Origin of the sequence: Bacillus sp. Je.9.29.b (assembly GCF_051129925.1) — a bacterium.
In the GTDB taxonomy this organism is placed as follows: Bacteria; Bacillota; Bacilli; order Bacillales; family Bacillaceae; genus Bacillus; species Bacillus safensis.
In genome coordinates this window covers 460,813-475,793 of the sequence record NZ_JBCPSO010000003.1, presented here as the reverse complement: position 1 = coordinate 475,793, position 14,981 = coordinate 460,813, and the positions used below count along the sequence as shown (strand labels likewise).

14 protein-coding genes are annotated in these 14,981 nt (G+C 44.1%); 3 read left to right on the top strand and 11 right to left on the bottom strand.

Annotated features, from left to right (window positions below):
- Positions 1-50: 50 nt before the first annotated feature.
- The 11 genes from manA to AAZR19_RS08560 all read right to left on the bottom strand — a co-directional run bounded on the left by manA (position 51) and on the right by AAZR19_RS08560 (position 11,546).
- Positions 51-1,001: a mannose-6-phosphate isomerase, class I gene (gene manA, locus AAZR19_RS08610; RefSeq protein ID WP_434702858.1), complete on the bottom strand. Its 951-nt coding sequence runs from the start codon at positions 999-1,001 to the stop codon at positions 51-53.
- Positions 1,002-1,149: 148 nt separating this feature from the next.
- Positions 1,150-1,971: a carbohydrate ABC transporter permease gene (locus tag AAZR19_RS08605; protein ID WP_024426281.1), complete on the bottom strand. Its 822-nt coding sequence runs from the start codon at positions 1,969-1,971 to the stop codon at positions 1,150-1,152.
- On the bottom strand, positions 1,968-2,939 hold the full coding sequence (locus tag AAZR19_RS08600; protein WP_434702856.1) for a carbohydrate ABC transporter permease: 972 nt from the start codon (positions 2,937-2,939) through the stop codon (positions 1,968-1,970). The genes AAZR19_RS08605 and AAZR19_RS08600 overlap by 4 nt, the downstream gene beginning before the upstream one ends.
- Positions 2,940-2,995: 56 nt before the next feature.
- A complete protein-coding gene (locus tag AAZR19_RS08595) occupies positions 2,996-4,261 on the bottom strand; it encodes an ABC transporter substrate-binding protein (protein WP_434702854.1) in 1,266 nt (421 codons plus the stop codon).
- A 103-nt stretch (positions 4,262-4,364) separates the two neighbouring features.
- Complete coding sequence (locus AAZR19_RS08590) at positions 4,365-5,783, bottom strand: response regulator transcription factor (RefSeq protein ID WP_434702852.1); 1,419 nt, start codon at positions 5,781-5,783, stop codon at positions 4,365-4,367.
- Entirely contained in the window at positions 5,777-7,219 is a 1,443-nt protein-coding gene (locus tag AAZR19_RS08585; protein ID WP_076840187.1) for a sensor histidine kinase, read from the bottom strand. Before AAZR19_RS08585 ends, AAZR19_RS08590 begins: the two co-directional genes overlap by 7 nt.
- A complete protein-coding gene (locus AAZR19_RS08580) occupies positions 7,216-8,217 on the bottom strand; it encodes a sugar-binding protein (protein WP_254805996.1) in 1,002 nt (333 codons plus the stop codon). The genes AAZR19_RS08585 and AAZR19_RS08580 overlap by 4 nt, the downstream gene beginning before the upstream one ends.
- 68 nt (positions 8,218-8,285) lie before the next feature.
- Positions 8,286-8,741, bottom strand: a complete 456-nt coding sequence (locus AAZR19_RS08575; RefSeq protein ID WP_254805997.1) for a GNAT family N-acetyltransferase — start codon at positions 8,739-8,741, stop codon at positions 8,286-8,288.
- Positions 8,742-8,861: 120 nt separating this feature from the next.
- On the bottom strand, positions 8,862-9,461 hold the full coding sequence (locus AAZR19_RS08570; protein WP_202738547.1) for a bifunctional 4-hydroxy-2-oxoglutarate aldolase/2-dehydro-3-deoxy-phosphogluconate aldolase: 600 nt from the start codon (positions 9,459-9,461) through the stop codon (positions 8,862-8,864).
- A complete protein-coding gene (locus AAZR19_RS08565) occupies positions 9,433-10,449 on the bottom strand; it encodes a sugar kinase (RefSeq protein WP_202738546.1) in 1,017 nt (338 codons plus the stop codon). Before AAZR19_RS08565 ends, AAZR19_RS08570 begins: the two co-directional genes overlap by 29 nt.
- A gap of 86 nt (positions 10,450-10,535) precedes the next feature.
- The gene (locus AAZR19_RS08560) at positions 10,536-11,546 is read right to left on the bottom strand and encodes a LacI family DNA-binding transcriptional regulator (RefSeq protein ID WP_122631659.1); all 1,011 of its coding nucleotides are present in this window, start codon (positions 11,544-11,546) and stop codon (positions 10,536-10,538) included.
- 258 nt (positions 11,547-11,804) lie between these two features.
- Between AAZR19_RS08560 and kduI the strand changes: the two genes are divergently transcribed.
- From kduI to AAZR19_RS08545, 3 genes are all read left to right on the top strand, one after another.
- On the top strand, positions 11,805-12,632 hold the full coding sequence (kduI, locus tag AAZR19_RS08555) for a 5-dehydro-4-deoxy-D-glucuronate isomerase (protein WP_163114787.1): 828 nt from the start codon (positions 11,805-11,807) through the stop codon (positions 12,630-12,632).
- An 8-nt stretch (positions 12,633-12,640) separates the two neighbouring features.
- Positions 12,641-13,411, top strand: coding sequence for a 2-dehydro-3-deoxy-D-gluconate 5-dehydrogenase KduD (gene kduD / locus AAZR19_RS08550; protein WP_056765617.1), 771 nt, complete (start codon positions 12,641-12,643; stop codon positions 13,409-13,411).
- A 102-nt stretch (positions 13,412-13,513) separates the two neighbouring features.
- Positions 13,514-14,980, top strand: a complete 1,467-nt coding sequence (locus AAZR19_RS08545) for a spore germination protein (protein WP_056765616.1) — start codon at positions 13,514-13,516, stop codon at positions 14,978-14,980.
- The last annotated feature ends 1 nt before the right edge of the window (position 14,981 follow it).

Here is a 14,981-nt window from a genome sequence, read left to right as displayed (position 1 = left end):
GTCATTTATGCAATAGAAAAATAGAGGACCCCCTCGAAGTCCTCTTTTCCTTATATATGCGACACAATCAGTTCACAAGATCCTTCAATTGAGAAGTTTCCTGTTTCAGCCGGCAGAATAAAATGAGTACCTTTTGGCAGTGGATATGTGTTTCCGTCATGCTCTAAAGACCCTTCTCCATGAATCACACTGCATAGCAAAAACGGATAATCCTGCGAAAGCTCTGCTTTTTGATCAATTTCCCATTTATACACAGAGAAATATTCTGCTTCGACAAATGTACGAATGGTCACTCCCCGGCGTGTTTCAACTGATTCATCTGCATACCCGTCTACATGAGGAACTGTTGTGACATCAATCGCTTGCGCAAAATGAAGTTCACGTTCGTTGCCATCTTGGTCTTTTCGTTCATAATCGTATACGCGATAGGTTGTATCTGAGCTTTGCTGCGTTTCAAGGACAAGTGTTCCTTCGCAAAGCGCATGAATGGTACCGCTTGGCACATAATAAAAATCACCAGGCTTAATCTTCACCCGCCGCAAAAGACCTTCCCAATCTCCGCTATTCATCATAGTTACAAGCTCAGTTCTTGTTCTTGCATTGTGCCCATAGATCATTTCTGCTCCTTCTTTGCAGTCAATGATATACCAGCACTCTGTTTTTCCAAGCTCGCCATTTTCATGTCTTTCCGCATAATCATCATCTGGATGTACTTGCACGGACAAGTCTTGGTTTGCATCTAATATTTTGGTTAAGAGCGGGAAGCGATCGCCTTCTACCCCCCCGAACAATTCTCTATGGTTGTCCCAAAGTTCGATCAGCGTTTTCCCTTTATATGGACCGTCTCGCACGACACTTGGTCCGTTTGGATGAGCAGAAATTGCCCAGCATTCTCCCGTTTGATCAGAAGGAATATCATAGCCAAATTGATCCCTTAAGGCTGTACCTCCCCATATTCTCTCCTTCAATTCAGGCAGTAAAAAAATTGGTGACTGCTTCATTCAGGATGACTCCTCCCTTTGCTACCCTTTGGATAATTCCTACCTAGCTTGATGAAAACTAGTAAGTCTCAACTTTTATTATGACGCTATCTAAAGAGAAGTCAATCCTTTCAGTACACCGAATGAAAACGATAACACAAAAAATGTTTTACCCTTTGACAGAGCCTGCGAGAAGCCCTTTGACAAAGTATTTTCCAAGAAGAATATAGACGAGTAGTGTCGGCAGCGCAGCCAATATCGCCCCTGCCATTTGGACGTTCCATTGTACAATTTGACTGCCTGATAGATTTTGCAACGCAACCATTACCGGCTGATGCTCCGCAGTGGTCATCGTGACTGCAAATAAAAATTCATTCCACACATTTGTGAACTGCCAAATGGCCACCACAACAAATCCTGTGATCGAAAGCGGAAGAATCATATGTCTGAAAATCCCGATAAACCCTGCGCCATCCATTTTCGCCGATTCAATCATTTCATCTGGGATGCTCACATAGAAATTTCGGAACATGAGTGTTGTGATCGGAAGTCCGTATACGACATGGACAAGCACAAGCCCTGGAATTGAATTATACAATCCGACTTCACGCAAAAATTGAATGAGCGGGATCAGGATACTTTGATATGGAATAAACATCCCAAACAGCATCAGCGTAAAGACGACTTCTGATCCTTTGAAACGCCATTTTGATAATACATAGCCATTCATTGCACCTAAAACAGCTGACAATAAAGTAGCAGGAATGACAAGATAAAGAGAATTCATTAAATTGGGCGCTAGCTTTTCAAACGCGATTTGATAGCTTGAAAAATCGATAGTAGATGGCAGCGACCACATTCGCTCAAGGGTGACTTCACCTAATGGCTTCAAGCTTGTGACGAGCATGACATAAACAGGCATTAGAAAAAAGAGACTGCACAAAATTAATAAAGCATAAAGGACTGGACGGACAAACCATCTGGCTGTCATGATGAAGCCCCCTTCCGGCTCGACAGGAGATATGGCACGATAAAGACCGCAACAGAGATCAGCATGACAACCGCAATGGCGGCACCGCCTGCATAATGGTTTCCTCTAAAGGTCATTTCAAACATATACACGCCCGGAACATCCGTGACAAAGTTCGCACCCGGCCCTGTCATCGAGTAAATCAAATCGAAGATCTTTAAAGAAATATGAGCCATGATGATAACAACACTTGCAGTAATCGGTTTTAAAAGAGGAAAAATGATTTTCCAGTAAATCTGCCACTCCGTTGCGCCATCCATTCTAGCAGCCTCTCTTACTTCCTCTGGAATTCCTCTTAGACCCGCCAAATACATCGCCAGAGAGAAGCCTGTCATTTGCCAAACAGCTGCAATCACAACAGCAATCATGGCCGCAGGTACACCAAACTCAATTTTCCCCCAGACAAATCCGGCCAATATGTTCGTATCCGTATACCACTCTGGCTGGATACCGAGCGTTTTCAAAAATAAATTCACCCCAGTTGACGGGTTTAAAATCCATTGCCATACGACTCCTGTGACAACGAAGGACAGGGCCATCGGAAAGAAGAATAAATTCCGAAAAAGAGATTCCCCCTTGATCTTCTGGTCTAGTAAAATCGCAAGTGCGAGACCAGAGACAATGACCGCTCCAATAAAAAATAAAGTGAAAAAGACCGTGTTTCGAAGATCTGATTGAAAGCGGAAATCTTGAAACAGCATGACATAATTGCGAAGACCTGCGAAAGAGAAATCAGGAACAAGCGTGGTCCAGTTTGATAATGATACATATCCTGTCCAGCCGATAAAACCGTAAACAAAGATGAATAATAATACCGCTGACGGGGCTAAAAAGAGCAGCGCCAGCAGCTGGTCTCCATTCCATTTTTTCCGCATACGTTTGACTTTGGGCACAGGTGTTTTTGTCATCGGCGATGTGTCTATGCGCATGAAGCTACACTCCTTTTTAAAAAAGAGGCGGTGCCTAGCCGCCGCCTCCTTCGTCTTTATTTCATTGCCTCTTTTAAAGATGAAACAAACTGACTACTGTCTTTTTGTGTCACGAAGATATTGACGGCTTGATTCGCTTTTGTCACAAACCCTTCTTCAGCAGCTGAGCCATGAGCAAGAGACGGCGCCAGTTTTGATTCTTTAAATGCCTTCATCGCCGATTTTCCGTATTCATCATATTTTGATACATCTGCATCCACACGTGCTGGAATCGATCCTTTTAGCGGATTAAACGCATCCTGTCCTTCAACAGATCCTAAAACAGATAAGTATTTCTTCACGTTTTCTGGCTGTTTCACACCCTTTGGCAGTCCGAATGTATCGGTGATCACCATAAAGCTTCCTTCCGTTCCCGGAGTCGCCGTGTATCCAAAGTCTTGATTCACCTTCAAATCAAGATCATTCACAAAGTACCCCTTCGCCCAGTCGCCCATGACATTCATTGCCGCTTCTCCTTTTGCCACGAGCTGTGAGGCATCCTGCCAGTTACGTGAGCTGTGATCGTCATTGACGTATTCGAGCATACGTCCAAAGATGTCTGCTGCTTCCTTCACTTTCGGGTCATCCATTTTCATGTCGCCAGCCCAAAGTTTTTGATAACCATCTGCACCTAATACACCCAGCAAAACACTTTCAAACAAATGAGTCGCTGCCCAAGGCTCCTTATCTCCAAGTGCAAGTGGTGTGATTCCTTTTTTCTTTAATGCATCTGCTGTTTTGAAAAATTCATCAAATGTCGTTGGCGGCTCTAAGCCTGCATCATCAAATATTTTCTTGTTATACCAAAGCACATTGCCCCTGTGAATGTTTACTGGCACGGAATAGATTTTCCCATCTTTGCTGACAAGGTCAATCAGTGATTCTGGAAATTTGTCTTTCCAGCCTTCTTTTTCATATAAATCATCCAGAGGCTCCATTTTGCCTGCCGCGACCCAGCTCTCATTCAGCTCCGCCCCGCCATGCACTTGAAACGTAGCAGGCGGATCATTTCCCTGCATACGGCTAGTCAGGACAGCCTTTGCATTCGTACCAGCACCACCTGCGACGGCTGCATTTTCAATTGGAATGTCTTTATTCTCCTTTTCAAACAATTGAATGAGTGCCTTCAGCCCGTCTTCCTCACCTGCTCCTGTCCACCAAGAGAAAATTTCGAGCTTTTCCGCTCCGCCTTCTTTTTTTGCCTCTGAGTTCGTCGATGAGCTGCAGGCAGTGACGATAAGCATACAGAGTGCCAGCAGTGTAAAGCCTAATTTGAACTTCATAATTGATCCCCCTATCCCCATTTTGTAAGCGTTATTAAAATAAGTATAATGGCAGATCCTTGCTTTTGTTCAGGCAAACTTCTTCACTTTTTTATGAAATTCTTCATTTTTTTACGGCCTGTTTTCGATATTCCTTCGGTGAACAGCCGACCATCTTCTTAAACACACGGCTGACGTAATTAGGATCTGTATATCCTGCCTGAAAGGTAATTTCTTTTAAGCTAAGCGTGCTGTCTATGAGAAGCTTTTTGATTTTATCCAGCCGGCAGGCTGTCACATACTCTTTAAATGTCAGACCCGTCTCGTCTTTAAATCGTTTTGTGAAATAGGTGGGGCTTAAATCAACATAAGCGGCCGTTTGCTCAAGCGTGATCTGTTCACAATAATGCGTTTTGATGTAACGTTTTGCCCGCTCGACGTCATTGATGGTCTGGGTTCTCGCTTCATACACATCAAATAGGTGTTCACAGCACTGGCGGCATTCAGCTGCGGTGCTGATTGTCAATATCGATAGGTCTGTACGGAGGCGTGATTTGAAGAGAATCAGCAGTTCTTTTACTTGTGAAATCGTCGCCCCCTCTAATTGAAAGGCATCAAATAAAGCTAGCGCATCTTCTCTTCTCCCTTCTTCCAGCGCCTGCATCATGCTGTCTGCAAGCTCCGGCAGATGAATCAATGGACCGGGCTTCACCTCTGTTTGGTAAAAGCCATAACGAACAACGCCCCCACTCTTTTTTCGCTGATAATAGGAAAGCTTCGCCTCTGCTGCACTTTTCTGAAGATGAAGCGGGTTTGAGACTGGATGCCCTATGCCAACGACAGGTGAAGGCTGACCGTTTGTCATGGCAGCTCGAATGGCTTGCAGGATCTCTGCCTTTAGCTGACCTGGTCCTTGCTGACTATAAATGAGGCATGTAAACAGTTCTCCCCCCATCTGAATCGGCACCGTATGAAATCGTGCAGATTTCTGTAAATCGATCAACAGCTGATCTCCTTCTGTCCGCTGCACAGCGATGATAAGACCTGCTTCATATTTGGAGAATAGTTGTTGAAACTCCATGGATGTATAAGATTGACCGTTCATGACATGCGCTTCAAGCCACTTTGACTGCTGATCGGCCGCTGCCGACTGCCGCAGAGACGCCTCCTGCTGAATCTCTGCTGCTACAAATCGAATGGCTGCGATGGTTTCATCTTTGTCAGCTGGTTTGACGAGGTATTGTTTCACCCCCTCCTGCATCGCTTGCTTGGCATAATCGAATGTATCGTAGGCTGTCAGCATAATGAATTTTGTATGAGGACTGATTGCTTTGATCTGTTTGATCGCTGTCAGTCCATCCATGCCAGGCATCTGAATATCCATGAGCACAAGATGAATGGACTCAGATCGCACGAATTCAACCGCCTTCTTTCCATTTTCCGCTTCTCCTGCTATATGACACTCTGGAACCCATTCGGTTAAGAATTTCCGCATCGCTAGCCGTTCTATTTTTTCGTCATCGACAATTAGCACGTTCAGCATGTCGGTCCCTCCTTCATCGGAATAGCCAATTGTATGGTGGTGCCTTCGTTTGGCTTTGAATCAATTTGAAGGGCATCTTGCACCCCATAAAACAAACGCAGTCTTGACATTACATTTCGAAGACCGATTCCTGTCGAGTGGCCTTTACTCAGTATGTTCGGATCTTCCTCTTCTTTTTCTGATAGCAATCTTCTTTTCTCCTGTTCATTGATCCCCATCCCATTGTCCCGAATCCGAATCATCACATAGCCGCCTTCTTCATAGATCGAGAGCTCGACAAGTCCCTCTTCCTCCTTTGGCTCGACGCCATGAATAAAGGCATTTTCGACAAGCGGCTGTAAGGTGAGACTTGGGATATGCACAGATAAACATGATTCATCGATGGACGTTTTGCACGTAATACGATCGGCAAATCTCGTTTCTTGTATATGAAAATATTCTTTCACCACTTTCACTTCTTGTTCCAATGTAACGGATGTACTAAGAGCAGACAGCGAATACCGCATCAGCGTGGAAACGGATTGAATCAACCTCGATGTGGCTTCCGCTGATTCTAAGTAAGCCATACGTGAAACGATGTTTAATGTGTTAAATAAAAAATGCGGGTTCATTTGGTTTTGCAGCGTTTTTAGCTTCATATCTTTGATTTTTTGATCCAATGCTGCCTTTTGTTTGATCTCTTCAATCATCATTTTCATCTCTTGCCGCATTCGCTGAAAGGCTTCATTTAAAACAGAGATTTCATCCTTTGAGGTAACATGCAAATTCGCTCCATCAAAATTTCCTTCTGATACTTCTTTTACGCTTCGGGACAGATGAACGATAGGTCTTGATATCCCGCCAGCAATCATATACGCCATCCATAAGGCGATCCCGATTGATAACGTAAACAGGCATAAGGTAAAGAGCGCATAGGTTTGATGCCTTTTTTGAAGAGATTGATAGAGTACCTGATACTCAGATAATTCATCATCAAGCAGGGTCATCGTCTGCTCTTGTATATAGGAGGAGACGGTTCTCACTTCCTTCACACTTGCAGCATATTCTTCGATTTTCCCTTCTTTCACATGTGTCATGGTCGCATCACTTTCATTGATAAGCGTCCGCATCATATATTGATATTTTTCAATAGAAGGAATCGCCGCATGAAGACCGGCATCCTTTCGCAGCGCTTGATCGTAGGATTTCATTTTCTGTTTTGACGTAAGATACTCTTTGGCAAACTTCCGATCCTTTTCAATGGCATAGGCATTGACCTTTTCATACATCGTTTTCGCCTCTGTCGATATATCATTGAGCAGGAGAAAAGAACGGAAGCTCCGGCTATATTCTGATGTGATTTTTGAACTGCTCCAGTAGACAAAAAAAGCGGCTATGTTGCCAAGAAGCACAAGGATTAAAAATGCTAATAACAGCTTACTTCGAATCTTTCTCATGGCTGCATTCCCTGCTTTCTGTCTGTTTGCTGAAGAGGCAGATCCCCGCGCCGGATCACACTCGTTCCCGTGTACTGAAGCGGTTCTTCTTTTTCACCTTTCTGCAAACGAACAAGTGATTCAACCGCTTGATAGCCCATTTCATAAGGATGCTGTACGACCACGGCATCAATTGTTCCATCATCAAGCGCCTGAATCGTATCAGGCAATGTGTCAAATGCAAGCACATAAAAATCAGTGGATGATCGATACTGTGCGATTGCTTGAATGATGCCTGCACCATCTAATGCACTTGTACCATAAAATGCGGTGAGCTTCGCATGATCGTTTAATAGTTTATAAGCGGCACCTGAGGCACCTGACTTCGTAATGGCTGATTCTTCAATTCCAGCAATATGAATGCGTTTTTCAGCAGCAACGGCATCTCGAAAGCCCTTGACGCGCAGCTTTTGATGAATGGCATCCAGCCTGCCTGTGACAATTCCTACATACTGTTCACCTTTTGTATCTGCGATGAGTGCCTGTCCTGCGATAAAGCCTGAATAGTAATTGTCCGTCCCTACATACACTTGACGCTTGCTCCCCTCTGCATCTGTATCGACGGTGACAACATCAATTCCTTTTTCCCTCGCCTTCTGAAAAAGCGGTTTGTATTTTTTCGCATCAAGTCCCTGTGTCATAATGCCATCAACATGCCCAGCGATCGCCATATCAATGGTTTTCAGATGATCGTCTACATCTGCTTGCTTTGGGCCCAAATATTCTAGATACACGCGATGAACGTCTGCCGCATCCGCAGCTCCCTTTTGTACAAGTTGCCAATATTCGTTATCAAGTTCCTCCGGTACAAGAACAAAATGATATTGATACGTTGACTCCGCTTTATCGGAAGCGCTTTCAATTTTAAATAAATCTTGACCTAATAACGTTAAGAAGATGACAGATACCACACAAAATGTGAGAAATGCGCTCATTCCAATCCACTTAGATAATTTCACCGTGTCCTCCTCCTTTCCACTATTTCCGCATAAAAAAAGAGCTGCTTATAAGCATACTCTCTCGACCTCTATAATTCCTTTGTCATAAATAAACTGTTTGGATCTTCTTGATATGTACCAAAAGGCGGACAATACTGAAATCCAGCGCTCTCATATAGTTTTCTTGCTGGTTCAAAGAAAGCCATTGCCCCTGTCTCTAAGCTGACACGTGTATAGCCGCGCCGTTTTGCTTCTTGGAGAAGATGATTCAGCATATACCTCGCTACACCTTTTCGCATATGGAGGGCTGCGGTTCTCATCGATTTGATTTCCCCATGTTCACTTGACAGCTCCTTTAATGCTCCGCAGCCAAGAAGCTCTTCTCCATCCCGCACACTCCACACGGTAACATCCTGTTTTTTTAAATCAGTTAATGGAAGGGCATGAATGCTTTCTGGCGGCGAATGCTCCTTCATCTCTTTTATATGTGCGGTAATCAGCTGGTCAATTCGTCCATCCGTGAGTTCATCTTGTAGAATGTACATTTCCATCACTCCTTCACGATCATTGTACGTGAAGAGTTGAATGTTTACCTACTGTTATGTCAGATAACCGAACAAACAACCGGCATCAACAAGCCAGTTGTTTGTTCGGTTGACAAGTATTTATGAAGAAAGAACTGCTTGTAATTCCTCTGCTGTACTGCTTTCAAGCTGACTTCCGACACCAACAGCCACCGCACCTGCTTTGAGCCACTTTGGAACATCAGCTGGATGAATGCCGCCCGTAGGAATAAATTCAATCTCTGGAAATGGACCTTTCAGGTTTTTCATATAGGATAAACCAAAGGAGCCGCTTGGAAAAAGTTTGAGCAAGCAATAGCCATCTGCTTTCGCCTGCATGATTTCACTCGGGGTGAGAACCCCTGGTACATAGAGTGTGTCGTAAAATGAAAGATGTTCTCCAATCATAGGAAGGTATCCTGGACTAACGATAAACTGTGAGCCTGCCTCAATGGCTGATTGCGCCTGCTCCAGCGTCGTAATTGTTCCCGCTCCTACTATGAGGTCCTGCTCCTCCTGGAAGGATGCGATGATGCGTTCAGCATTTGGCGTGGTATACGTCACTTCAATGGCACGAACTCCTTTTTTCTTTAAACGCTCAATCATTTCAATACCTTCTGCTTCACTATCCGCTCTCACAACTGCGATCAATTTACAAGACGCGAGCTGCTTTTTAACGCTCAAACTTGCTGACTTTCCCATATCTCTCATCCCCTTTCATGTACTCCCGCTTTTGATATCGCTTGGCTTCTTTCATAAAAGCCTGAAGCTCCTCCCTGGTAGGCAGTCCGTCCTTATCGCCAGGTGACATCACTGCAAGTGCCCCGACCGCATTGCCTCTTGTCACGGATTTTTCATCTGATAAGCCGTCAAGCAAGCCGCTGATGACCCCCACTGCAAATCCATCACCAGCTCCAACTGTGTCTACGACATCCTGCACATAAAATCCATTCACAATCCCCTGACCGGCTGCACTTTTATAAAAGGCACCTTCTGCCCCTAGCTTAATGACCACTAGCTTGACACCTTTTTGTAAATAGACATCTGCAATCTCTTCTGGCTCGTGACATCCCGTGAGCCTTTGCCCTTCTGCAAGCCCTGGAAAAAACCAATCCGCTTGCGAGGCGATATGATTCACCGTCTGAATCATATCTTCCTCCTCTTCCCATAGCTGAAGCCGAAGGTTTGGATCAAATGAAATGGTTTTGCCCGCTGCTTTCATTTCTTGAAGGGCACGAAAGGAAAACGCTCTCATTTCACTGGATAGGGCAGGCGGAATACCAGTCATATGAAGGTGGCCTGCCTGTTTGAAATAAGCGGCTGGAAAGTCGCTTGGACTCATTGTGCTCGCAGCAGAGCCTTTCCGATAATACGTGACGTCAGGGTCTCCTTCCATCACTTTTGATTTAAGTAAGATTCCCGTTTGAGACCCATCATTTGAACGGAGCACTGCACTTGTATCGACCCCTTCTTTTTGAAGCTCTTCTGAAATAAATGTGCCAAGTGAATCTGCTCCGACTTTGCTCATCCATCCCACATGAAAGCCCAGCCTCGCCAAGCCGACAGCCACGTTACTCTCTGCACCAGCAAGCGCCTTTTGGAATGTATGCACTTGATGAAGCTCTCCGACTTCTTTTGCATAAAACATCGCCATTGATTCCCCAAATGTGACCGCATCCAATGCTTTCACTCATTTCTCCCCTTTCTTGGTACCGGTTTCAAATCAGTTGAAAAAGAGAGAGCATGCACGTATGTATACTCTTCTCTGCCTATCATTTATAAAGATTTCCTTACTATGATTTCTCCATCGAGCTGAATGGTTTGGGGCGCACTTTCATCCCCTTCAAGCCGTGTCTTGATTTTTTGCATGGCTGCTTTCCCCATTTCATGAGATGGCTGGGCAACCGTTGTGATTCCAGGTCCAATCAGCTTATACCATTCTGTATCATCAAACCCTGCAATGCCTATCTCTTTAGGAATCTTCACCCCAAGCTCTACAAGTTCACTAATCAGCTTCAGCATGAGTAATCCATTGCCGGCTAAAATCGCTTTTTTCTGTTCGTTTGATTGTAAAAAACGGACAATCTCTTCGCGCATTTGTTCCTTTTGCTTTAAATCAATTTCTGCAATGATCGGCTTCTTATGTTTACTCAAGACTGTCTGTTCATATGCTTCCTTTCGTTCTTCACGAGGGCTGATTCCATCGACAGGCTCAGTAAAGAAAGCGATGTGATCATAGCCTTTCTCATACATTTGTTGAAGCAGCCGGATGGTGATATCACGGTTGTTCGTGGTCACTGTATCGACTTTCAGTTCAGGCAGCTTCCGGTCCACAAGAACAATCGGTACACCGTTTTTCTTAAAATCCTCCAGAATGTCATTGTTCTGTCCTGTCGTATTGATGATGAGCCCTTCAATATAATGTGCATTCAGCTTTAGGAGCATTTCCCGTTCTTTTTCTGGACGATTATCTGTGTTGCACACCATGATGCTGTATCCATATTCATCACAAATCTCTTCGACCCCGCGAAGTGTTGCCACAGAGAATGGATTCGTAATGTCGGCTACAATAAACCCAATGACCTTGCTTTTTCTGACTTTCAGTCCTTGAGCAAGCTGACTCGGGCGATAATGGAGTTCCTCAATGGCCTTCTTGATTTTTTTTACCTTTTCTGAAGAAATTTCATTTGTTCTGCCATTGATATATCTGGATACAGTTGATTTTGAGACACCTGCATAAGCTGCAACTTCATTAATGGTCACTTTCGTTTGCTTTTTCTCTTTCATTCAAAAAACTCCCACAATTGATCTTCTCATCTAGTTTGAAACCGATTTCAAATTAACTTAAAAAGAGCATATCATAATTGAACGCATTTCAGAAGATTTTTTTGCATGATGATAGAAAAAATTTGTCTAATCAGAGAAAAAGAAAGCGATTTCAAAATAACGGTTGACGACGCTCTCTTTTTCCTCTAAAATTTTCCTTGAAACCGATACCAAATAAATATCAATATTTGTTTCAGATGGAAAGGGAGGCTTATCCAAATGGAAAATCGTTATGCTGTACATCCTGAGCAGGTCAAACGTTTTACAACAGAGGAACTTCGTCGTCATTTTCATATTCCTACGCTGTTTGTCAGTGGTGAATTAAAGCTCTATTACTCGCATGAGGACCGCGTGGTGATTGGCGGAGCGATGCCGGCAGCAGAGCCGATCACACTAGAGGCCGGAGAATTTTTACGGACGGAGTATTTTCTTGAAAGACGAGAAATCGGGATTGTGAATGTCGGCGGGCAAGGAACGGTCACTGTTGATGGTGAGGCCTTTGTGCTGGAGCATAAAGATTTCTTATATATTGGTCTTGGTCACGAAGATGTACAGTTCGCTAGTTCATCAGGCGAGCAGGCCAAGTTCTATTTAGTATCAGCCACGGCTCACAGGGCGTATCCTACGCAAAAAGCAGCCATCGCTGAATTAACACCAAACCACTTAGGGGAAGCAGCTGCTTCCAACGTACGAAACCTGTATCAAGTCATCCATGCAGACGGCATCCAAAGCTGTCAGCTCATGATGGGCATCACTCAGCTTGAAACCAATAACACATGGAACACGATGCCCGCTCATATTCATGATCGCCGGATGGAAGTGTACTTATATCTTGATATCGAAGAGGATGCACGGGTCTTTCATTTTATGGGGGAGCCATCTGAAACAAGACATCTTGTTGTGGCAAATGAGGAAGCAGTCATTTCACCTGCCTGGTCCATTCATTCAGGCTCAGGTACAGCGAATTATTCATTTATTTGGGCAATGGCGGGAGAAAACTATACATTCAAAGATATGGACTTTGTCCCAATGGATCAGCTGAGGTAACGAGGGTGATGACAACTTCATATGCAGCGTCCCTCTTTTCCCTTGAAGGTAAAACTGCCCTTGTGACAGGTCCTGGAACCGGCATTGGGCAAGGCATTGCCGTGGCGCTTGCCAAATCAGGTGCAGATATCATCGGTACGTACCATCACACACCGCTTGAAGAAACAAAGGCGCTTGTCGAACAGGCAGGCCGATCATTTTATGCGGTTCAGGTTGACTTTTCTAATCCTCAGTCTGCAAAGCAGGCTGTCGATGCCATATTAAAGAAGCATACGATTGATATTTTAATCAATAATGCTGGAACCATTAAAAGAGAGCAGGCGGCTCACTATTCAGAGGAAGATTGGCATACGGTCATGGATGTGAATATCAACAGTCTCTTTTTCCTCACGCAAAAGGTTGGACAGCAGATGCTGAAAAATGGGCAAGGGAAAATCGTCAATATCGCCTCCCTTCTATCGTTTCAAGGCGGCGTCTTTGTCCCTGCTTATACAGCAAGTAAGCATGCTGTCGCAGGGCTGACGAAAGCTTTTGCCAACGAATGGGCGAGCCAGCATATTCAAGTGAATGCGATTGCGCCTGGGTATATTGCGACCAATAACACACAAGCCATTCGTGACGATGAAAATCGAAATGAAGAGATTCTGAAACGAATTCCCGCCGGGCGCTGGGGAAAGCCTGAGGATCTAGCCGGTGCGGCTGTTTTCCTTAGCTCACCAGCTTCTGATTATATGAACGGCCACATTTTAGCTGTTGATGGCGGATGGCTTGCAAGATAAACAAACGAGAGAATTCCTATCCGGGATTCTCTTTTTTCTATTTGTATAATTCTCCACCTTCCGAGTCACTCTATAAAAAACATGTGATGAGGGTGAGGTATTATGAAAAGTCGTATTGAACAAGATATAGCGTCCGTCATTAAGCGTGTCAAAAGCTTTGCCGGAAGAAGTGATGATATCGTGTTCCACTCTTTTTCATTTGGTCCTTCCACTATTTCTGCATGTCTCGTGTACGTTGAAGGACTCACAGAATTTGAGATGCTTTCTAAGCAAATCATTTCACCTATGCAAAAGGAACTCGACATCACCGAGGTTGGTTCTACTACACTTTCCTCCCTTTCAAAAACGTTCTTTGGCATTCAAAGTGATGTGCTGGATGATATGAACCTTGCCATCGAGCAGTTATATAGCGGCAGGGCTATTTTATTTGTAGATGGAGCGGCTCAAGCGCTTGCGCTCCATACGAATCTTTTTCAATTTAGAGAAGTAGAAGAGCCGCAATCTGAAGTTCTTGTAAGAGGACCACGGATCGGATTTATTGAGAATCTTGAAAAAAACACGGCTTTACTCCGTGAGCGGGCAAACGACCCTCACCTTGTGATTCAAAAGGTGAGTATAGGTACTCGAAATAAAAAATCCGCTGCTCTTGTGTATGTTCGTGATATTGCTGATCCTAAACTAGTAGAAGATGTGCTATCACGTATGATGGAAATCAAAATGGATGACATTCCTGAAACCGGCTATATTGAACAGCTGATTGAGGACAGTCACATCTCCATTTTTCCACAAATTCAAAACACAGAACGTCCTGACCGGGTGATTGCATCTGTGCTTGAAGGAAAAGTCTCCATTTTGCTCGATGGGACTCCTTTTGCCCTCATTTTACCTATGACACTTACAGCTTTGATGCAATCTCCGGAGGATTATTATCAGAGGTGGACAAGCGCGACTCTTTTACGTTTACTTCGTTATATTGCCGTGCTGCTCACGATTTTTTTACCCGGGCTTTACATTGCACTTGTCTCTTATCATCCCGGTTTATTACCGACAAGAATGGCACTCACCATCGCAGGCAGCAGGCAGAATGTTCCTTTCCCTCCTGTTGTCGAAGCCATTCTCATGTCTTTTACGATAGAACTGCTGCGGGAAGCTGGACTACGGCTTCCAAGAGCCATCGGACAGACAATTGGGCTTATTGGCGGCGTAATTATTGGTCAGGCAGCTGTCCAAGCCAATATCGTCAGTGCCTTAATGGTGATTATTGTGTCACTGACCGCACTCGCTGATTTCACAGCACCGTCATATGACTTTAGTTTTCCACTGCGTATTTTGCGGTTTATGGCGATTTTTAGTTCAGCATTGTTTGGATTATACGGCTTAATCATGTGTTATTTATTTGTGCTTTGTCACTTGATGCAATTAAAGACTTTTGGTTTTGACTATTTCACACCAGTGCTTTCTTCACCGTTTTCAGATTTAAAGGATACGTACGTTCGTTTACCAATTGGGCTTTTTAAATCAAGACCAAAAACAGCAAAAATAAAAAATCTCAAAAGACAAGGAGATTAAA